Origin of the sequence: Nocardioides euryhalodurans (genome assembly GCF_004564375.1) — a bacterium.
GTDB lineage: Bacteria > Actinomycetota > Actinomycetes > Propionibacteriales > Nocardioidaceae > Nocardioides > Nocardioides euryhalodurans.
The window spans coordinates 3,201,526-3,220,446 of sequence record NZ_CP038267.1 but is presented as its reverse complement, the minus strand read 5'-3'; the positions used below and the strand labels follow the sequence as shown (position 1 = coordinate 3,220,446).

The following is an 18,921-nucleotide window of genomic DNA, read 5'->3' as shown; positions in this document are numbered from 1 at the left end:
GCTAGCCGCAGCCACCGACAGGGTCGCCGGAAATGCAGCTCGGCCCCGGACCGGAGCCCGGGGCCGAACTGGTGGATCAGCGGGTCAGCGACCCGCGGGGATCACTTGGTGATCTTGGTGACCCGGCCGGCGCCGACGGTGCGGCCACCCTCCCGGATCGCGAACCGCAGGCCCTCGTCCATGGCGATCGGCTGGATGAGCTCGACGGCCATCTCCGTGTTGTCGCCCGGCATGACCATCTCGGTGCCCTCGGGGAGGGTCACGACGCCGGTCACGTCCGTGGTGCGGAAGTAGAACTGCGGACGGTAGTTGTTGAAGAACGGCGTGTGACGGCCGCCCTCCTCCTTCGAGAGGATGTAGACCGAGGCCTCGAAGTTGGTGTGCGGGGTCGTGGTGCCCGGCTTGATGACGACCATGCCGCGCTCGACGTCCTCGCGCTTGGTGCCACGGAGCAGCAGACCGACGTTCTCACCGGCCTGGCCCTCGTCGAGCAGCTTGCGGAACATCTCGACACCGGTGACGGTGCTCTTCTGCGAGCCCTCGCGGATGCCGACGATCTCGACCTCCTCGTTGACCTTCACGATGCCCCGCTCGATGCGGCCCGTGATGACGGTGCCACGACCGGTGATCGTGAAGACGTCCTCGACCGGCATCAGGAACGGCTTGTCGGTCTCGCGCTCCGGGGTCGGGATCGCCTCGTCGACGGCGTTCATGAGCTCCATGATCGACTCGCCCCACTTGGCGTCGCCCTGCAGCGCCGGGAAGGCAGCCACCTGGACGACCGGGATGTCGTCGCCCGGGAACTCGTACTCGGAGAGGAGCTCGCGCACCTCCATCTCGACGAGCTCGATGAGCTCCTCGTCGTCGACCATGTCGCACTTGTTGAGCGCGACCACCAGGGCGGGGACGCCGACCTGGCGGGCCAGCAGCACGTGCTCACGGGTCTGCGGCATCGGGCCGTCGGTGGCGGCGACCACGAGGATCGCGCCGTCCATCTGCGCCGCGCCGGTGATCATGTTCTTGATGTAGTCGGCGTGACCGGGGCAGTCGACGTGGGCGTAGTGACGCGCCTCGGTCTGGTACTCGACGTGCGCGATCGAGATCGTGATGCCGCGCTGACGCTCCTCGGGAGCCTTGTCGATCTCATCGAACGCCGACGCCGCGTTGAGGTCGGGGTGCTTGTCGTGCAGCACCTTGGTGATCGCCGCGGTCAAGGTGGTCTTGCCGTGGTCGATGTGACCGATCGTGCCGATGTTGACGTGCGGCTTGGTCCGCTCGAACTTCGCCTTAGCCACTGTGGGCTCCTCCTGGTGTGGTGGTGAACTTGACTCGTATTGCTGTGTGTTTGCCGAGGGTCCGGCGACTTACTCGCCGCGGACCTTCTTGACGATCTCGTCGGCGATGTTCGTGGGAACCTCGGCGTACGAGTCGAACTCCATCGAGTACGACGCCTGACCGGAGGTCTTGGACCTCAGGTCGCCAACGTACCCGAACATCTCGGACAGGGGCACGAGGGCGTTGATGACCATGTCACCGTGACGCTCCTCCTGTGCCTGGATCTGGCCGCGACGGCTGTTGATGTCGCCGATGACCGTGCCGAGGAAGCTCTCGGGAGTGGTCACCTCCACGGCGAACATCGGCTCGAGGAGGACGGGCTTGGCCATCCGCGCGGCCTCCTTGAAGGCCTGGTTGCCGGCGATCTTGAAGGCCAGCTCGGAGGAGTCGACGTCGTGGTAGGCGCCGTCCTCGAGCGTGAACTTCACGTCGACCATCGGGTAACCGGCGAGGACGCCGAACTCCATGGCGTCCTGACCGCCCTGGTCGACCGAGGGGATGTACTCCTTCGGCACGCGACCACCGGTGACGTTGTTGGCGAACTCGTAGCCCGCACCCGTCCCGGTCTCGGGGTCGATGTTCGGGCCGAGCGAGATGACGACCTTCGCGAACTGGCCCGAGCCACCCGTCTGCTTCTTGTGGGTGTAGCTGTGCTTGGAGACCTCCTTGCGGAGGGTCTCGCGGTAGGCGACCTGCGGCTTGCCGACGGTGGCCTCGACGCGGAACTCGCGCTTCATCCGGTCGACGAGGATCTCCAGGTGGAGCTCACCCATGCCCGCGATGATCGTCTGCCCGGTCTCCTCGTCGGCCTTGACCGTGAAGGTCGGGTCCTCGTCGGAGAGACGCTGGATCGCCATGCCCAGCTTCTCCTGGTCGGACTTGGTCTTGGGCTCGATCGCGACCTCGATCACCGGGGCCGGGAAGGTCATCGACTCCAGCACCACCTGGTGGGCCGGGTCGGACAGGGTGTGGCCCGTCTTGGTGTCCTTGAGGCCCATGACGGCCACGATCTGGCCGGCGCCGACCGACGCGATCTCCTCACGCTTGTTGGCGTGCATCTGGTAGACCTTGCCGATCCGCTCCTTGCGGCCGTTGACCGAGTTGACCACGGTCGAGCCGGCCTCGAGCTTGCCGGAGTAGACCCGGACGTAGATCAGCTTGCCGAGGTGCGGGTCGCTGGCGATCTTGTAGGCGAGGCCGGAGAAGGGCTCGTCGTCGCTGGGCTTGCGCACCAGCTCCTTGTCCTCGTCCTTCGGGTCGTGGCCCACGATGCCCTCGATGTCGAGCGGCGACGGGAGGTACTTGACGACCGCGTCGAGCAGGGGCTGGACGCCCTTGTTCTTGAACGCCGTGCCGCACAGCACCGGGTTGACCTTGTCGGCCAGGGTGGCGCGACGGATCGCGTCCTCGAGCTCGGGGACCGTGAAGGTCTCGCCCTCGAGGTACTTCTCCATGATGTCGTCGTCGGCCTCGGCCAGCGTCTCGAGCAGCTTCTCGCGGTACTCGTCGGCCTGGGCCTGCATCGCGGCCGGGATCTCCTCGACCTCGTAGTCCTCGCCCATCGTGGTCTCGCCACGCCAGGTGAGGGCGCGCATGCCGACCAGGTCGATCACGCCGAGGAAGTCCGACTCCGCGCCGATGGGCAGCTGCAGCACCAGCGGGGTGGAGTTGAGGCGGTCGACCATCATGTCGACGCAGCGGAAGAAGTCGGCACCGGTGCGGTCCAGCTTGTTGACGAAGCACATCCGCGGGACGGAGTACTTGTTGGCCTGGCGCCACACGGTCATGGTCTGCGGCTCGACACCGGCGACACCGTCGAAGACCGCGACCGCGCCGTCGAGCACGCGCAGGGAGCGCTCGACCTCGGCGGTGAAGTCGACGTGGCCCGGGGTGTCGATGATGTTGATCTGGTGGTCCTTCCACCAGCAGGTGGTCGCGGCGGACGTGATGGTGATGCCGCGCTCCTGCTCCTGCTCCATCCAGTCCATGACGGCCGCGCCGTCGTGGACCTCACCGATCTTGTAGGAGATACCGGTGTAGAAGAGGATGCGCTCGGTGGTCGTCGTCTTGCCGGCATCGATGTGGGCCATGATGCCGATGTTGCGGACGACGTTGAGGTCGGTGGTGATGTCGACAGCCACTGTGGTCAGCGTTCCTTAGGAAGTCGGGTTCCAGCGATGGGAGCGAGGCGCCTGCGGTGCTGCGAGCAGCAACCTGGATCGGTGACCACAGGCGGCCCCGGCCACATCACCAGCGGTAGTGGGCGAAGGCCTTGTTGGACTCGGCCATCTTGTGGGTGTCCTCGCGCTTCTTCACCGCGGCGCCGAGGCCGTTGGAGGCGTCGAGGATCTCGTTCATCAGGCGCTCGGACATCGTCTTCTCGCGACGGTCGGCGGCGTAGCCCACGAGCCAGCGCAACGCCAGCGTGGTGCCGCGCGTGCCCTTGACCTCGATCGGGACCTGGTAGGTCGCACCACCGACGCGGCGGGACTTGACCTCGATGGCCGGCTTCACGTTGTCGAGCGCACGCTTGAGCGTGATGACCGGGTCGGTGCCGGTCTTCTCGCGGCAGCCCTCGAGGGCGGAGTAGACGATGCGCTGGGCGACCTGCTTCTTGCCGTCCTGGAGCACCTTGGAGACCAGCTGGGTCACCAGCTGGGACCCGTAGACCGGGTCGACGTCGATCGGCCGCTTGGGAGCGGGACCCTTGCGCGGCATATCAGCTCTTCTCCTTCTTCGCGCCGTAACGGCTGCGGGCCTGCTTGCGGTTCTTGACACCCTGGGTGTCGAGCGTGCCGCGGATGATCTTGTAGCGCACGCCGGGCAGGTCCTTCACACGACCGCCGCGGACGAGCACGATGGAGTGCTCCTGCAGGTTGTGACCGACACCCGGGATGTAGGCAGTGACCTCGACGCCGCTCGACAGGCGCACGCGGGCGACCTTGCGGAGGGCGGAGTTCGGCTTCTTGGGGGTGGTGGTGTAGACGCGGGTGCAGACGCCGCGGCGCTGCGGGGATCCCTTCAGGGCAGGCGTCTTGTTCTTGGACACCTTGTCCTGGCGGCCCTTGCGGACCAGCTGATTAATGGTGGGCACCTGGGCGGTTCCCTTTCTGGGCTTCTCTCAGAACCCGGCACCTTGCCGGGCACGACGTGTTGCGATGGAGCGGTGTGCCTGTGATGGGCGCCCTGCGAGATCGGGGCGCGCTCAACGGTCTGGTCGTCCCAGACACGAGGATTGAGATTACTCCCCGCCCCAACACCGGTCAAAACGGCGGATCAGCGCCCGACGGGCACTCCCGCGGGCGCTGTCGGAAGGGTCACCGTCTCCGGCTCGGGGGCCGGCCGGGTGCGGAGGTAGAAGGCGCTCGCGGCCAGCACCCCGACCGCGGTCGCGGCACCGCCGATCCACAGCGTCCACCGGGGTCCTGCGACCTCCCCGATCCACCCGATCAGGGGCGCCCCCAGGGGCGTCCCACCGATGAAGATCATCATGTAGAGGGCCATCACCCGCCCGCGCATCCCCGGGTCGGTGTGCAGCTGGACGAACGAGTTCGCCGCCGTGATCATCGTGAGCGCGCTCAGCCCGAGCAGCGGCGTCATCAGCGCGAAGGTGAGGTACGTCGGCATCGCGCCGGCGATCATCTCGAGCACCGCGAAGGTGAGGGCCGCCAGCACGATCAGCCGGTGGCGTACGCGGACCCGGCGGGCGGCGACGAGCGACCCGGTGAGCGAGCCGACCGCCATGAAGGTCCCGAGCAGGCCGTACTCGGTCGCACCCTTGTCGAAGGTCTCGGTGGCCATCAGGGCCGAGGTCAGCTGGAAGTTGAGGCCGAAGGTGCCGGCGAAGAACACGATCGCCATGACCAGCATCAGGTCGGGGCGGCCCCGGACGTAGGCCAGCCCCGCCCGGATCTGGCCGGGCTCGCGGCGCACCAGCTCGGGGCTGTGGAGCAGCCGCGCGTCGAGCGAGCGGAGCGACAGCACCGGGGCGACGTAGCTGACGGCGTTGACGAGGATCACCCACCCGGTCGCCACGACGCCGCCGCCGAGGGCTGCGATCAGGATGCCGGCCACCGCCGGCCCGACGATGCGAGCCGCGTTGAAGCTGGCGGAGTTGAGGCCCACGGCGTTGGTGAGGTCGTCGGCGTCGACCAGCTCGGAGACGAAGCTCTGGCGGGCAGGCGCGTCGAAGGCCGAGGCAGTGCCGAGCACGAGGGCCAGCACGTAGACGTGCCACGTCTGGGCCACGCCCGTGACCGCCAGCAGCCCCAGGACCACGGCGGGGACGGCCATGCCGACGTTGGTCAGCTGGAGCAGCCGCCGCTTCGGGATCCGGTCGGCGACCAGCCCGGCGAGCGGCGAGAGCAGCAGGAACGGCAGGAACTGCAGCCCGGTGGTGATGCCGACGGCGGCACCGCTGCCGGCGGTGAGCTGGAGCACCAACCAGTCCTGGGCGACGCGCTGCATCCAGGTGCCGGTGTTGGAGACGACGCCACCGGCTGCGTAGCGACGGTAGTTGGGGTTGTGGAGGGAGCGGAACGTGGGACTCAACTAGAGGAGAGCCTTTCGAGGATCGGGGCCGCCTCACGGAGGACGGCGCGTTCGTGCGGCGAGAGCTCGGCGAGCCGGCGGGCGAGCCAGGCGTCGCGGCGGCGTCGGTCGGCCAGCACGGTCTGGCGACCGCTGTCGGTCAGCACGACCACGACCTGGCGGCCGTCGGTCTCGTGCTTGCGGCGGACCACGTGGCCGCCGTCCGCGAGGCAGTTGACGGTGCGGGTCATCGACGGGGGCTGGACCATCTCGAGGGCCGCCAGCTCCCCCACCGTCAGCTCGCCGTGGCGGTAGAGGGACCCGAGGACCGCCATCGCGTTGAGGCTGAGCTCGTTGTCGGGGTGGCGCTCGTTGGCGAGCCGGCGTCGCAGCCGCATCACCGAGAGCCGGAGCTGGGAGGCGAGGCCGGCGTCGGTACGCGCTGCCTTCTCGACCGTGGGAGCCATGTCGTTAGCCTAACTCATTACCTCTGCTAACTATTCCGGATCGTCCTATGCTCGTGCGGTGGTCGAGTACCTGATGCCGCGCGGTTCCGGGAGCGACGTCTTCCTCGTCGAGGCCGACCCGGCGTGGCCCGCCGAGTACGCCCGGCAGGAGGCAAGGGTCCGTTCAGCCTTGGGCGACGTCGTCGTGGAGCTGCACCACGCGGGGTCGACCTCCGTGCCCGGCCTGGCCGCGAAGCCCGTGATCGACATGGTGCTGGTGGTGCCGGACGCGAGCGACGAGGCGGCGTACGTCGAGGGGCTCAGGGCTGCCGGCTACGTGTTCCGCCTCCGCGAACCAGAGTGGTTCGAGCACCGGCTGTTCTGGGACCAGGACCCACGGGTCAACCTCCACGTCTTCGGCGCGGGGTGCGAGGAGGTGGACCGGATGCTCGCCTTCCGCGACCACCTCCGCCGCCACGAGGCGGACCGGGCGACGTACGAGCGGACCAAGCGCGCCCTGGCTGCCCGCTCGTGGGACCGGGTCCAGGACTACGCCGACGCCAAGTCCGAGGTGGTCGCCGACATCATGACCCGCGCGCTCAGGTGAGCCAGTCGGTGATCGGGTTGATGCCGAAGTAGACGAGGAACAGTGCTGCCACGATCCACATCAGCGGGTGCACGGCCCGGACCTTGCCGCGGATCAGCTTCAGCAGCACGAAGGCGAGGAATCCGGCGCCGATGCCGGTGGTGATGGAGTACGTGAACGGCATCAGCACGATCGTGAGGAAGGCCGGGATCGCGATCTCGAGGTCCTCCCAGTCGATGCCCCGGACCTGCTGCATCATCAGGAAGCCCACCAGCACGAGTGCCGGCACGGCCGCTTCGCTCGGGATCACGTTGACCACCGGGGCGAAGAACATCGCCAGCAGGAAGAGCACGCCGGTGACCACGCTGGCGAGGCCGGTGCGCGCGCCGTCGGCCACTCCCGACGCGGACTCGATGTAGGAGGTGTTGCTCGAGACCGAGGCGGCGCCGCCGGCGGCAGCCGCGACCGAGTCGACGATCAGGATCCGTCGGGTGTTCGGCGGGTTGCCCTCCTCGTCGAGGAGCCCTGCCTCGGCCCCGACCGCCGTCATCGTCCCGAGGGTGTCGAAGAAGTCGGCCAGCAGCAGCGTGAAGACGAACAGGGCGGCGACGACGACCCCGGCGTTCTCCCACGAGCCCAGCAGGTTGAACTCACCGATCAGCTGGAGGTCCGGCATGCCGACGATCTCGCTCGGCCAGACGGGCACGTTGAGGAGCCAGCCGGTGGGGTTGAAGCCGGCCTCGGAGAACGCCGGGCCGGTCTCGGTGATCTGCTCCACCACGATGGCGAGCACGGTCATCGACAGGATCGAGATCAGGATCGCGCCGCGCACCCGCAGCACGTAGAGGGAGAAGGTCAGCACCAGGCCGAGGCAGAAGATCGCGACCGGCCAGCCGGCCAGCTGGCCGGTCGGGCCGAGCTGCACGGGCACGGTGGTGTTGGCGACGTCCGGGATCCGGCGTACGAAGCCGGCGTCCACGAGCCCGATGATCGTGAGGAACAGCCCGATCCCCACCGAGATCGCGATCTTGAGCTGTGCCGGGACGGCGCGGAACACGGCCTCGCGGAAGCCGGTGAGCACCAGCACCAGGATGATCAGGCCCTCGATCACGACCAGGCCCATCGCGTCGGCCCAGGTCATCTGGCTGGCGATGGAGAAGGTGACGAACGCGTTGAGGCCCAGCCCGGTCGCCAGCGCGAGCGGGTAGTTGGCGACCACGCCCATGAGCAGCGTGAGCACGCCCGCGGCGAGCGCCGTCGCGGCGCTGATCGCTGCGAAGTCGCCGCCGGCGAGGAGGTCGCCGTTCATGTCGACGCCACCCAGCAGGATGATCGGGTTGAGCACGATGATGTAGGCCATCGTCAGGAACGTGACGACGCCACCGCGGACCTCGCGCTCCACGGTCGAGCCGCGCTCGGAGATCTTGAAGAACCCGTCCAGCCCACCACGGGAGGATCGGGTGCCGGTGGCCGGGCCGGGGTCGGTCTTCTCGCTCACGGCGGCAGCATGTCAGAGCGCGGGCCCGTCCTGCGGGTGACCTGCCGGGCAGCCGGGATATCGTGGCGGACGTGGAGCTCCGCGACGACCAGCCGATGAAGCACGAGATCGGCAACCGCACCTACATCGTCGCCGACGTCGAGCCCCTGGACGTCGACGGCGTCCGCACCGTCGAGGTCGGCTCCGCGTTGTGGCTGCTCGGGTTCCTCGCGCTGCTCCCCTTCTACGGCCGCCTCGAGGGGGACGGGAACCTCTGGTGGCTCTGGACCTGCCTCGCGGGCTTCGGCCTGGGCCTGTGCGGCCTGGAGTACTGCCGTCGCCGCCGGCGTGCCCGCGCGGAGCTCGCCGCCGACACCGATGAGTGACGCTCCGCCGACCCGCTGGCAGCTGGCCGGCGGCGCGGGCGGGCACGCCTACGGACGCGCCTTCGCCGACCTGATCGCCGCCGGGCGCGACGTGGACGGCGAGGCCAGGCTGGCCGACGCCCTCCTCCCCCGCGGCGCGACGGTCCTCGACGCGGGGTCGGGCATGGGACGGGTCGCCGCGGCACTCCAGGCGCGCGGGCACCGGGTCGTGGGGGTCGAGGCCGACGCCGCCCTCGTGGCCCAGTCGCGCGAGGCGTGGCCCGCGGTGCCGGTGGTGGGGGCCGACCTGGTCCAGACGACGCCCGAGCTGCTGGCCGGCGAGGGCCACCCCACGGCGTACGACCTGGTGGTGGCGGTCGGGAACGTCATGGTCTACCTCGCCGAGGGCACCGAGCGGATCGTGCTCGGCAGGATGCGCGACCTGCTCGCCCCCGGTGGCCGCGTCCTGGTCGGGTTCCACCTGCGCGAGACGCCGACCCGGGCGCGCCACTACCCGCCGGAGGAGTTCGTCGGGGACGTCGAGGCGGTCGGCCTCCAGGTCGAGCTGCGCGCCGGCAGCTACGAGCTGCACCCGCCAAGCGACGAGTACGCCGTGTGGCTGCTCGGCCGCGCCGGGACCTAGAGCGGGTCGAGCTCGTCCACGCCGACCGTGTCGAGGACCGGCGGCGGCAGCGGGACCGGCTCGTGCTTCTTGGCGATCTGCACCTCGGAGTGGGCGCCGCAGCCGTGGTCGAGCGAGACGACACGACCGTCGTCGTTGGCGTTGCCGTTGGCGCAGACACCGAAGGTCAGCGACAGCGGACCCGCGATGCGGACCAGGAAGCCGCAGGTGGAGCAGACGTCGGGCGCCGACTTGGCCAGCGGCGCCTCGGGGCCGCCGTCGCCGTCGTACCAGCGCTCGGCCGCGAGGTCGCGCCCCTCCACCGAGAGCGTCCGCACCCGGCCCAGGCCGAGGTCCTGGGCGACCTGGCGCACCTGGGCCTTGTCGTCGCTGTCGAGCGGGTCGTCGCCGAAGGAGTACGTCGGCACCAACCGCGGGTCGTCGTCGGGGACGGGCATCAGGTCGCCCGGGGACAGGTCGCCCGGCTGCACGCGCTCCTTGTAGGGGATCCACGCAGGCGCCACGATCGCCTCGTCACCCGGGACGAGGACGACCTCGTCGACGGTGACGTTGCGCTGGCGGCTCGCCCGGGCCACGGTCACCGCCCAGTGCCAGCCGCGGTAGCCGCGCCGCGTGCAGGCGAACAGGTGGGTGACCAGCCGCTCCCCCTCGACGACGTGGCCGAGGTGCTCGCCGACGTCCGCCGCGTCGACCTCCTCGGTCAGGGCGGCGCGCGCGGCGTCCGCCGCCTTGACGGCGACGGCGTCTGACTTGGCACGCAGGGTGGGGGTCACGGGTCGCATCATGACAAATCACTGGTTCCCGTGTCAGGTCGGGGCGCCGATCGTCTCGCGTCAGGACGATTGGGCAGGATGGGCGCATGACCGAGCAGCGACCGCAGGGCGAGCCGGGGCCGGGTCCTGGCACCCGTTCGCGGACACGCGCGGTCGGGGACGGCATCAGGGCCAGCGCCCGCGCCACGGCGCGGGGAGCCGCGGCAGCCGCGCGCGGCACCGGCCGGGCCAGCCGGTTCACGGTCCGGCAGGCCACCCGGGCGTCCGAGGCGGAGGGTGCGGGCGAGTCCGGGCTCTCGCGGCTCATCCAGATGCACTTCTTCAACACCGCGGGTGACTCGGCGGTCGCGATCTCCCTCGCGGGCACGCTCTTCTTCCAGGTCCCCTCGGGCGAGGCGCGCGGCCAGGTGGCGCTGTTCCTGGGCCTGACGATGCTGCCGTTCGCCATCGTCGCCCCCCTCATCGGGCCCTTCCTGGACCGGTTCGCCCACGGCCGGCGCTGGGCGATCGGGGCGACCATGGCGATCCGGGCCTTCCTGTGCTGGGCGCTCGCCACCTCGGTCGCCGACGAGTCCCCGTGGCTCTTCGCCGCTGCGCTCGGCGTGCTGGTCTCCTCCAAGGCCTACGGGGTGACCCGCGCCGCCGCCGTGCCTCGCCTGCTGCCGCGGGACTTCACCCTGGTGCGTGCCAACGGCCGGGTGTCGCTCGCCGGCACCGTGGGCGCCGCCGTGGCTGCTCCGATCGCCGGCCTGCTGTCCCTCGTGGGGCCGGAGTGGTCGTTGCGCTACGCCTTCGCGATGTTCGTGGTCGCCACCGTGTGTGCGATCCGGCTCCCGGAGAAGGTCGACTCCTCGGCCGGCGAGGAGGACCTCGTGCTCCGGGGTGGTGCCGCCGAGGCCGCCACCACCCGCCGGGGCCGTGCGCGGATGCAGATCCCCCCAGCCGTCGCCTTCGCGCTCCGGGCCAACTGCGGGCCGCGGTGGGCGTCGGGGTTCCTGATCATGTTCATGGCCTTCCTCCTGCGCGAGAACCCTCCCCCGACCGACCTGCAGCCCGAGCTGCTCGTCGGCCTGGTCGTCGGCGCGGCCGGGGCCGGCAACGCGCTGGGCATCGTGCTGGCGTCGGTGCTCAAGCGCATCAACCCCAACGTGACCGTCGTGCTCGCCCTCCTGGCGGTGAGCGCCACCACCCTGCTCGCCGCGCTGTTCTACGGCGTCCTGCCGCTGGTGCTGCTCGGGCTCAGTGCCGGCCTGGCGCAGTCGCTGGCGAAGTTCTGCCTCGACGCGACCATCCAGCGGGACGTGCCGACGCGGGTGCAGGCCAGCGCCTTCGCGCGCAGCGACACCACGCTCCAGCTGGCGTGGGTCATCGGCGGCTTCGTCGGGATCGCCCTCCCGCTCGAGCCGGCCCGGCTCGGGCTCGGGGTCGCCTTCGTGGTGCTGACGGCCTGGACGGTCTTCGTCCTGGCCACGCGCCCGCAGGCGAGCCGACCCGCGGCCGCGGCCTGAGCCCGCGACGGTCGGCCGGGCTCAGATCTCCAGCTCGCCGGCGAGCGCGCGCAACAGCTTGGCGGTCGGACGGGCGGTCTTGGCGTCGGGGTGGCGGCCGTGGCGGTAGGACTCCCCGACACCGTCGAGCAGACGGATCGTGTCCTCCACGATCGTCACCATCTCCTCGGGGTCCTTGCGCCGCTGCTGGGCCTGGTTGCGCTGGACGGACTGCGGGGCGTCGAGCAGCCGCACCTGCAGGGCCTGCTCACCCCGTCGTCCCTGCGCGATGCCGAACTCCACGCGCGCACCGTTCTTGAGGGTCGTCACGCCCTCGGGGAGCGCGTCGGAGTGCACGTAGACGTCCGGGCCGTCCTCCTGCGAGAGGAACCCGAACCCCTTCGCGGGGTCGAACCACTTCACCTTGCCAGTCGGCACGACTGTCGCCTTTCCACCTTCCGTTGCCAGCGGCACGGCGCCGCAGCAGCGACCCACCCTATGTCGCCGCCTCCGGGCGGGCCAACCGAGTTCAGGCGGAGGCCAGGTGGTCCTCGAACCAGGCGGGGAACGCGGTCAGGTCCTCGAGGACCACGTGCGTGCCGGCCGCCTCCAGCTCCTCGCGCGTGCAGCCACCGGTGAGCACCGAGACGCTCACCGCTCCGGCAGCCAGCGCACCCTCGACGTCGTGCACGTGGTCGCCGACGTAGACGCTGCACCCCTCGCGCAGCAGCACCTCGGCCTTGCCGACACCCCAGAGCTCACCGGCGAGGACGTCGTGGTCGAGGGCCAGGTGGTCGAGGTGGAGCCGGGCGTTGGGCGTGAACTTGCCGGTGACCACGACGACACGGCCGCCCGCCCGGCGTACGGCGTCGAGGGCGGCGACGGCGCCCGGGAGGACCGGCACGGGCGTGATCGCGTGGTCCGGGTAGAGCACCCGGAACCGGTCGACGGCCGGACCGACCTCCTCGGCGGGGAGGTGCGGCGTGAGGAGGTGGTCGAGCGGCGGGCCGAGCCGGGCGGTCATCTCCTCGACCGGGAACGCCACGCCGAGCTCGTCGCCGAGCACCTCGAGCACCGTGCCGATGCCGTGGGCGGTGTCGATGAGCGTGAGGTCGAGGTCGAAGCCGACGGCGGGGGCACTGGGCACGGCACAAGGCTAGGCGGGCACGAAATCCTGTGGATCGTGTGCCCCGGCTTGACAGCTTGGGAGACACTGGTCGTTTCCGAGTCGTGGGGCAGGTGGGAAACGTGGTACGTCGGATGCGCCGTGGTGGCCGTGCCGTGCTCGGCGCCACCGTGCTGGCGCTCGCCGGCGCTGCCCTCGTCCCGACCGCCCACGCCGACGACGCCCCACGCGACCCGCAGCTGCACCTGGTGACCTTCGCCGGCCCCGGCACGGCCGGGTACGACGGCCCGAGGTCGCGCGCGTCCTTCCGGGCCGAGCTCACCAGACGCCAGGACGCCGCGCTGCGGCGCATCGGCTCCCCCACCCCGGCCTACCGGTGGACGACCGCGCTGAGCGGCTTCGCCGTACGGCTCACGCCGGCGCAGGCCGACGACCTGCGCGCCCTCCCCCACGTCGCCGACGTCGAGGAGAACTCCGTGCGGCCGCTCGCCGCGACCGGGGCCGCGCTCGCCGCCCGGGCCGACGTCCCGGGCGGGCGCGGTGGTGCCGGCGTCGTCGTCGGCGTCGTCGACAGCGGCATCTGGCCCGAGGGCCCGATCTTCGCCCCCGGCCCCGGCCTGGGCGACGCCGCGTCCGGCTTCGACGGCACCTGCCAGCCGGGCGAGGAGTGGGAGCCGGCCGCCTGCTCCGGCAAGCTGGCGGCCGCGTCGTGGTTCGTCGAGGGCTTCGGGCGCGAGCACGTCTCGTCCACCGAGGTCCTCTCGCCGCGCGACGTCCTCGGCCACGGCACGCAGGTCGCGTCGGTCGCGGTCGGCAACGCGCGCGTCTCCACCGGCGTGGCCGGGCTGCCGGCCAACTACTCCGGGACCGCGCCCCGCGCACGGCTCGCGTCCTACAAGGCGTGCTGGAGCGCCCCCAACCCCAGCGACGACGGCTGCGCGACGGCCGACCTGGTCGCCGCGGTCGACCGGGCGGTCGAGGAGGGCGTCGACGTCCTCAACCTCTCGGTCTCCGGCTCCGACGGCACCGGCGCGGTCGACCGCGCCCTGCTGGGCGCCGCCGAGGCTGGCATCGTCGTGGTCGCGGCCGCGGGCAACGACGCCGAGCACGCGTACGCCGCGCCCGAGACTCCGTGGGTGACCACGGTCGGTGGGCTCGCCGGCACCGGTGCCGCCGGATCGGTCCGCCTGGCCGGCGGGCCGCGGCTCGCGGGCGCGATGACCGTACGACGCTCCGTCGACGCGCCGGTCGTCCTGGCCTCCGCCGTGCCGGCCCCGGGGTCGACCCGTGACGAGGCGGCCCGGTGCGTCCCGGGGGCGCTGGACGCCTCGCGCACCGCCGGCGCCGTCGTGGTGTGCCAGCGCGGCGAGGTCGCCCGGATCGCCAAGTCGACCGCGGTCGCGCGCGCCGACGGGGTCGGCATGGTCCTCGTCAACACCGCGCCCGGCAGCGTCGCCTACGACCTGCACGACGTCCCCACCGTCCACCTCGACGAGGCGGCCGGTGACCGGCTGGTGCAGTGGGTGCGCCGGCAGGACGACCCCCGCGTCGGCCTCGACCCGACCGACGGTCGGGTCGGCCCGGTCCGGGTCGCCGGCTGGTCCGCCGGCGGCGACCCGCTCGGCAGCTTCGTCAAGCCCGACCTGGTGGCCCCGGCGACGGGCATCCTCGCCGCGACCGCACCGGGCCCGAGCGGCGACCGGTGGGCCTTCCTCAACGGCACCTCCGCCGCAGCCGCCCGCACCTCCGGACTGGCCGCCACGCTGCTCGCGCGACACGACTGGTCGGCGCCGGTCGTCCGTTCGGTCCTCGCCACGAGTGCGCGGCCGCTGCCGGCCGGTGCGCTGCGCTCCGGCTCGGGCCGGGCCCGTCCCGAGGTGGCGATGCGCACCCGGCTCGCCTACGACACCGACCCGGCCGCCTACCGCGGCTGGCTCCGCGGCGCCCGGGCCGACGTCAACAGCGCCTCGATCGCGCTCCACGGCGGCGACACCCGGGCCACCCGCACGATCACCAACCTCGACGACGAGGCGCGCTACTGGTCGGTCGAGGCCGACGGCTTCGGTCGCCACGACGTCGAGGTCGCGCCGGCAGCGGTGCGGCTCGGGCCGGGCGAGTCCGCGACGTACACGGTGCGCGTGCAGGGTCCGGCCCGTCGCGGTGTCGACGACGGCACCATCACCTGGCGGGGTCCCGACGGGGTCCGGGTCCGGATCCCCGTCGTGATCAGCCGCTGAGCCCGAGCTCGGCCGACGACTTCTCCCGCATCTCGACCTTGCGGATCTTGCCCGTGACCGTCATCGGGAACTCCTCGACGACGAGGACGTAGCGCGGGATCTTGTAGTGCGCGAGGCGTCCGGTCGCGAAGGCCCGTACGGCGTCGGCGTCGAGCGCCTCGGCACCCGACTTCATCCGCACCCAGGCGCAGAGCTCCTCGCCGTACTTCTCGTCGGGGACGCCGATCACCTGGACGTCCTCGATGTCGGGGTGGGTGTAGAGGAACTCCTCGATCTCGCGGGGATAGATGTTCTCCCCGCCGCGGATCACCATGTCCTTGATCCGCCCGACGATGGTGCAGTAGCCGTCCTCCCGCATCTCGGCGAGGTCGCCGGTGTGCATCCAGCCGTCGGCGTCGATCGCCTCGCGGGTCCGGGCCTCGTCCTCCCAGTAGCCGAGCATCACGGAGTAGCCGCGGGTGCACAGCTCCCCCGGCTCGCCCCGCTCGACGGTCTCGCCGGTGGCGGGGTCGACCACCTTGATCTCCACGTGGGGGTGCACCCGTCCGATCGTCGAGGTACGCCGGTCGAGGTCGTCCTCGGCGCGGGTCTGGGTCGACACCGGGCTGGTCTCGGTCATGCCGTAGCAGATCGACACCTCGGCCATGTGCATCTCCTCGATGCACCCCCTCATCACCTCGACCGGACAGATCGAGCCGGCCATCACGCCGGTACGGAGGCTGCTCAGGTCGAAGGAGGCGAAGTCGGGATGGTTCTGGAGGGCGATGAACATCGTCGGGACGCCGTAGACCGCGGTGCAGCGCTCCTCCTCGATGGTCCGCAACGTGATCTCGGGGTCGAAGCCGGGTGCGGGGATCACCATGGTGGCGCCGTGGGTGGTGCAGCCGAGGTTGCCCATCACCATCCCGAAGCAGTGGTAGAAGGGCACCGGGATGCAGAGCCGGTCCTCCTCGGTGAATTTGATCAGCTCGGTCGTGAAGTAGCCGTTGTTGAGGATGTTGCGGTGGCTGAGGGTCGCGCCCTTCGGGTAGCCGGTGGTGCCCGAGGTGTACTGGATGTTGATCGGGTCGTCGGGGTGCAGCGGCCAGGTCACCAGCTCGGCCAGGGTCACGCCCGGGTCGCTGACGTTGTGGTCGGTCCACTCCGGCGTCCCGAGGAACAGCACCTGCTCGAGCCCGACCTCCTCGCGCACCTCCTCGACCATCGCCCGGTAGTCGCTGGTCTTGAACTCCGTCGCCGAGATCAGCAGGCGCACGCCGGACTGTCGCAGCGCGAAGGAGAGCTCGTGGGTGCGGTAGGCCGGGTTGATGTTGACCAGGACCGCCCCGATCTTCGCGGTGGCGTACTGGGTCAGCGTCCACTCCGCGCAGTTCGGCGACCAGATCCCGACCCGGTCGCCCTTGCCGATGCCTGCCCGGACCAGCCCGATCGCCAGCCCGTCGACGGCGGCGTCCAGCTCCGACCACGTCCACCGGCGGCCGCTGGCCACCTCGACCAGGGCCTCCCGGTCCGGGTGCGCGGCGACGGTGCGGGCGAGGTTCTCCCCGATGGTCTCCTCGAGCAGCGGGGTGTCGGTCTCTCCGGCGGCGTAGGACTCCATGGCCCGCAAACGTACGCCCGGGCGCCCGTCCGCGCCACGACCGGACGGGGAGGTCAGTAGCGTGGGGGTCGTGCTGGACACCGACGCCGTCCTGGACCTGATCCGTGAGGTGGCCGAGAAGGTGATCAACCCACGGTTCCGGGCGCTGTCCTCGGAGCAGGTCGACGAGAAGGGACCGGGCGACCTGGTCACGGTCGCCGACAAGGAGTCCGAGCGGCTGCTGACCCGCTTCCTGGTCGACGCCTACCCCGAGGCCGTCGTGCTCGGCGAGGAGGCGTACGCCGCGCGGCCCGAGCTGCTCGAGGAGTTCCAGTCGGCAGAGCACGCCTTCACCGTCGACCCGGTCGACGGGACCAAGAACTTCGTCAAGGGCTCACCCGACCACGCCGTGATGGTGGCCGAGGTCCGTGCCGGCGAGACGGTCCGCAGCTGGATCTGGCAGCCTCAGCACGAGCTCGCGTACGTCGCCGAGGTCGGCGCCGGCGCCTGGCGCAACGGCGAGCGCCTGACCCGGCCGACGCCTGCCGCAGAGCCGGCCGACTGGCGCGGCGTCACCTCGCGCTGGCGCTGGCTCGGTCGCTCGCTGGGCGACCTGGAGCCGCTGAAGCTCACCTGGGTGTGCTGCGGCGTCGACTACCCCAAGCTGGTCGAGGGCGAGGCCGACTTCGTGGTCTACGGCCGCGCGAACCCCTGGGACCACGCGCCGGGGTCGCTGCTGCTGAGCGAGGCGGGCGGCTACGCCGGCACCCACGACGGTCGCCCCTACCGGCCGACCGACCCGCTCGAGGTGCACGAACGCCCGGCCGGCCTCCTGGCGGCGGCCGACCGGGCGACGTACGAGCACGTGGTGCCGCTGTTGTAGCAGCGGGCTGCAGGTCCTGACCCCGTCGTGTGACGGGAGGGATCAGCGGTGCGCGCCCCGCACCACGCGGTCGTGGCGGAGGGAGGAAGCCTTGGTCTCCTTGGCGAACAGCACGGCGACGATCGTGAGCACCGAGGCGGCGGCGAGGTAGATGCCGACCGCCGTGGTGTTCTTCTCCTCCACCGAGCCGAGCAGCTCCACGGCGATGATCGGTGCCAGCGCACCGGCGAAGATCGACGCCAGCTGGTAGCCCACCGACGCGCCGGTGTAGCGCACCGAGGTGCCGAACAGCTCGGAGAAGAACGCCGCCTGGGGCGCGTACATCAGCGAGTGGAAGAGCAGGCCGACCACGACCGCGAGCAGCACGCTGCCGGTGGTCATGTCGTCGAGCAGGCCGAAGAACACGAAGCCCCACACGCCCACGCCGATGGCGCCCGCGAGGTAGAGCGGGCGGCGGCCGACGCGGTCGGAGAGCGCGCCGATCATCGGGATGATGACGAACTGCATGCCCGCACCGATGAGCAGCATCTTGAGGATCAGGTCGTTCTCGGCACCGAGGTAGGTCGTCACGTAGGTGATCGAGATGATCGTGAAGATGTAGTAGGAGATGTTCTCCGCCATCCGCATGCCCATCGCGATGAAGACCTCGCGCGGGTAGGTCTTGATGACCTCGAGGATCGGGAGGTGCGAATCGGTCTCCTTCTTCTCGGCGATCTCGGCCTTGGCCTCCTGGAAGACCGGCGACTCCTCGAGCGAGAGCCGCACGAACAGGCCGATCAGCACGAGCACGGCCGAGAGCAGGAACGGGATCCGCCAGCCCCACGCCTCGAAGTCGGCGTCGCTCTGGACGGCGGCCAGGACGAACAGCACGCCGGTGGCGAGCATGTTGCCCAGCGGCACGCCCGCCTGCGGCCACGAGGACCAGAAGCCGCGGCTCTTCTCGTCGCCGTGCTCGGCGACCATCAGCACCGCACCGCCCCACTCACCGCCGACGGCGAAGCCCTGGAAGAGCCGGCAGACGAGCAGCAGGATCGGGGCCAGGATGCCGATCGAGGCGTACGTCGGCAGCAGGCCGATCGCGAACGTCGCGACACCCATCATCATCAGCGAGACCACGAGCATCTTCTTGCGACCGACGCGGTCACCGAAGTGTCCGAAGACGACGCCACCGAGCGGGCGGGCCACGAAGCCGAGGGCGTAGGTGCCGAAGGCGAGCAGGGTGCCGGTCACGGGGTCGGACTCGGGGAAGAACAGCGCCCCGAAGACCAGCGCGGCGGCCGAGCCGTAGAGGAAGAAGTCGTACCACTCCACGGCGGTGCCGATGAGGCTGGCGAAGACGACCTTGACGATCGAGGTCTTCCCCGGTTCGCGGCCCGTGTCGGGCTGGGGGACGGACTGGGTGGTCATGAGGGGTGGTTCCTTTCGGGTTCCTCGTGGGAGGGCGGGGGTGGAGG

Annotated in this window: 18 protein-coding genes; 6 read left to right on the top strand and 12 right to left on the bottom strand. The window is 70.9% G+C overall.

Going from position 1 to position 18,921, the window contains the following annotated elements; all coding sequences use genetic code 11:
• Positions 1 to 101: 101 nt before the first annotated feature.
• The 6 genes from tuf to EXE57_RS15495 form a co-directional block, all read right to left on the bottom strand.
• Positions 102 to 1,295: an elongation factor Tu gene (gene tuf, locus EXE57_RS15520; RefSeq protein ID WP_135079034.1), complete on the bottom strand. Its 1,194-nt coding sequence runs from the start codon at positions 1,293 to 1,295 to the stop codon at positions 102 to 104.
• A gap of 69 nt (positions 1,296 to 1,364) precedes the next feature.
• Entirely contained in the window at positions 1,365 to 3,425 is a 2,061-nt protein-coding gene (fusA, locus tag EXE57_RS15515; protein ID WP_244247098.1) for an elongation factor G, read from the bottom strand.
• A gap of 157 nt (positions 3,426 to 3,582) precedes the next feature.
• Positions 3,583 to 4,053: a 30S ribosomal protein S7 gene (rpsG, locus tag EXE57_RS15510; protein WP_135079030.1), complete on the bottom strand. Its 471-nt coding sequence runs from the start codon at positions 4,051 to 4,053 to the stop codon at positions 3,583 to 3,585.
• A 1-nt stretch (position 4,054) separates the two neighbouring features.
• Entirely contained in the window at positions 4,055 to 4,429 is a 375-nt protein-coding gene (rpsL, locus tag EXE57_RS15505; protein WP_028636428.1) for a 30S ribosomal protein S12, read from the bottom strand.
• 182 nt (positions 4,430 to 4,611) lie between these two features.
• Positions 4,612 to 5,886 (bottom strand): MFS transporter, encoded by a 1,275-nt coding sequence (locus tag EXE57_RS15500; RefSeq protein ID WP_244246869.1) that lies wholly within the window; start codon positions 5,884 to 5,886, stop codon positions 4,612 to 4,614.
• A complete protein-coding gene (locus EXE57_RS15495; RefSeq protein WP_135079028.1) occupies positions 5,883 to 6,332 on the bottom strand; it encodes a MarR family winged helix-turn-helix transcriptional regulator in 450 nt (149 codons plus the stop codon). The genes EXE57_RS15500 and EXE57_RS15495 overlap by 4 nt, the downstream gene beginning before the upstream one ends.
• Positions 6,333 to 6,390: 58 nt before the next feature.
• Here EXE57_RS15495 and EXE57_RS15490 point away from each other — a divergent pair, with 58 nt between their 5' ends.
• Entirely contained in the window at positions 6,391 to 6,918 is a 528-nt protein-coding gene (locus EXE57_RS15490; protein WP_244246868.1) for a GrpB family protein, read from the top strand.
• Here the strand turns inward: EXE57_RS15490 and EXE57_RS15485 are convergent.
• On the bottom strand, positions 6,911 to 8,395 hold the full coding sequence (locus EXE57_RS15485) for an NCS2 family permease (protein WP_135079026.1): 1,485 nt from the start codon (positions 8,393 to 8,395) through the stop codon (positions 6,911 to 6,913). The genes EXE57_RS15490 and EXE57_RS15485 overlap by 8 nt on opposite strands.
• Positions 8,396 to 8,466: 71 nt before the next feature.
• Between EXE57_RS15485 and EXE57_RS15480 the strand changes: the two genes are divergently transcribed.
• On the top strand, positions 8,467 to 8,760 hold the full coding sequence (locus EXE57_RS15480; RefSeq protein ID WP_244246867.1) for a DUF2530 domain-containing protein: 294 nt from the start codon (positions 8,467 to 8,469) through the stop codon (positions 8,758 to 8,760).
• Positions 8,753 to 9,382, top strand: coding sequence for a class I SAM-dependent methyltransferase (locus tag EXE57_RS15475; protein ID WP_135079024.1), 630 nt, complete (start codon positions 8,753 to 8,755; stop codon positions 9,380 to 9,382). Before EXE57_RS15480 ends, EXE57_RS15475 begins: the two co-directional genes overlap by 8 nt.
• Here EXE57_RS15475 and EXE57_RS15470 read toward each other — a convergent pair.
• Positions 9,379 to 10,164 carry a DUF3027 domain-containing protein gene (locus EXE57_RS15470; protein ID WP_425271715.1) on the bottom strand — a complete coding sequence of 262 codons (786 nt, stop codon included), beginning with the start codon at positions 10,162 to 10,164 and terminating at the stop codon, positions 9,379 to 9,381. The genes EXE57_RS15475 and EXE57_RS15470 overlap by 4 nt on opposite strands.
• A 77-nt stretch (positions 10,165 to 10,241) precedes the next feature.
• Here EXE57_RS15470 and EXE57_RS15465 point away from each other — a divergent pair, with 77 nt between their 5' ends.
• Positions 10,242 to 11,663 carry an MFS transporter gene (locus tag EXE57_RS15465; RefSeq protein ID WP_135079020.1) on the top strand — a complete coding sequence of 474 codons (1,422 nt, stop codon included), beginning with the start codon at positions 10,242 to 10,244 and terminating at the stop codon, positions 11,661 to 11,663.
• A gap of 21 nt (positions 11,664 to 11,684) precedes the next feature.
• Here the strand turns inward: EXE57_RS15465 and EXE57_RS20400 are convergent, their stop codons facing one another.
• Positions 11,685 to 12,080: a cold-shock protein gene (locus EXE57_RS20400; RefSeq protein ID WP_135079018.1), complete on the bottom strand. Its 396-nt coding sequence runs from the start codon at positions 12,078 to 12,080 to the stop codon at positions 11,685 to 11,687.
• Between the two features lie 91 nt (positions 12,081 to 12,171).
• Positions 12,172 to 12,789, bottom strand: coding sequence for an HAD family hydrolase (locus tag EXE57_RS15455; protein ID WP_135079016.1), 618 nt, complete (start codon positions 12,787 to 12,789; stop codon positions 12,172 to 12,174).
• Between the two features lie 83 nt (positions 12,790 to 12,872).
• Between EXE57_RS15455 and EXE57_RS15450 the strand changes: the two genes are divergently transcribed.
• Positions 12,873 to 15,005, top strand: a complete 2,133-nt coding sequence (locus EXE57_RS15450; protein ID WP_135079014.1) for a S8 family serine peptidase — start codon at positions 12,873 to 12,875, stop codon at positions 15,003 to 15,005.
• On the opposite strand, the gene EXE57_RS15445 is transcribed toward EXE57_RS15450, so the two are convergent.
• The gene (locus EXE57_RS15445) at positions 14,995 to 16,605 is read right to left on the bottom strand and encodes an AMP-binding protein (RefSeq protein ID WP_135079012.1); all 1,611 of its coding nucleotides are present in this window, start codon (positions 16,603 to 16,605) and stop codon (positions 14,995 to 14,997) included. The two genes, EXE57_RS15450 and EXE57_RS15445, sit on opposite strands and share 11 nt — an antisense overlap.
• Before the next feature lie 70 nt (positions 16,606 to 16,675).
• Here EXE57_RS15445 and EXE57_RS15440 point away from each other — a divergent pair, with 70 nt between their 5' ends.
• Complete coding sequence (locus EXE57_RS15440) at positions 16,676 to 17,467, top strand: inositol monophosphatase family protein (RefSeq protein WP_208542874.1); 792 nt, start codon at positions 16,676 to 16,678, stop codon at positions 17,465 to 17,467.
• 42 nt (positions 17,468 to 17,509) lie between these two features.
• Here the strand turns inward: EXE57_RS15440 and EXE57_RS15435 are convergent, their stop codons facing one another.
• Positions 17,510 to 18,874, bottom strand: a complete 1,365-nt coding sequence (locus EXE57_RS15435) for an MFS transporter (RefSeq protein ID WP_135079010.1) — start codon at positions 18,872 to 18,874, stop codon at positions 17,510 to 17,512.
• Positions 18,875 to 18,921 lie beyond the last annotated feature (47 nt).

Excerpts from the sequence above, each read along its gene's own strand:
- EXE57_RS15445 (WP_135079012.1), bottom strand. The coding sequence starts at position 16,605 with ATGGAGTCCTACGCCGCCGGAGAGACCGACACCCCGCTGCTCGAGGAG.
- EXE57_RS15435 (WP_135079010.1), bottom strand. The coding sequence starts at position 18,874 with ATGACCACCCAGTCCGTCCCCCAGCCCGACACGGGCCGCGAACCGGGG.
- EXE57_RS15475 (WP_135079024.1), top strand. The coding sequence starts at position 8,753 with ATGAGTGACGCTCCGCCGACCCGCTGGCAGCTGGCCGGCGGCGCGGGC.
- fusA (WP_244247098.1), bottom strand. The coding sequence starts at position 3,425 with ATGGCCCACATCGATGCCGGCAAGACGACGACCACCGAGCGCATCCTC.
- rpsG (WP_135079030.1), bottom strand. The coding sequence starts at position 4,053 with ATGCCGCGCAAGGGTCCCGCTCCCAAGCGGCCGATCGACGTCGACCCG.
- EXE57_RS15465 (WP_135079020.1), top strand. The coding sequence starts at position 10,242 with ATGACCGAGCAGCGACCGCAGGGCGAGCCGGGGCCGGGTCCTGGCACC.
- EXE57_RS15470 (WP_425271715.1), bottom strand. The coding sequence starts at position 10,164 with ATGCGACCCGTGACCCCCACCCTGCGTGCCAAGTCAGACGCCGTCGCC.
- EXE57_RS15495 (WP_135079028.1), bottom strand. The coding sequence starts at position 6,332 with ATGGCTCCCACGGTCGAGAAGGCAGCGCGTACCGACGCCGGCCTCGCC.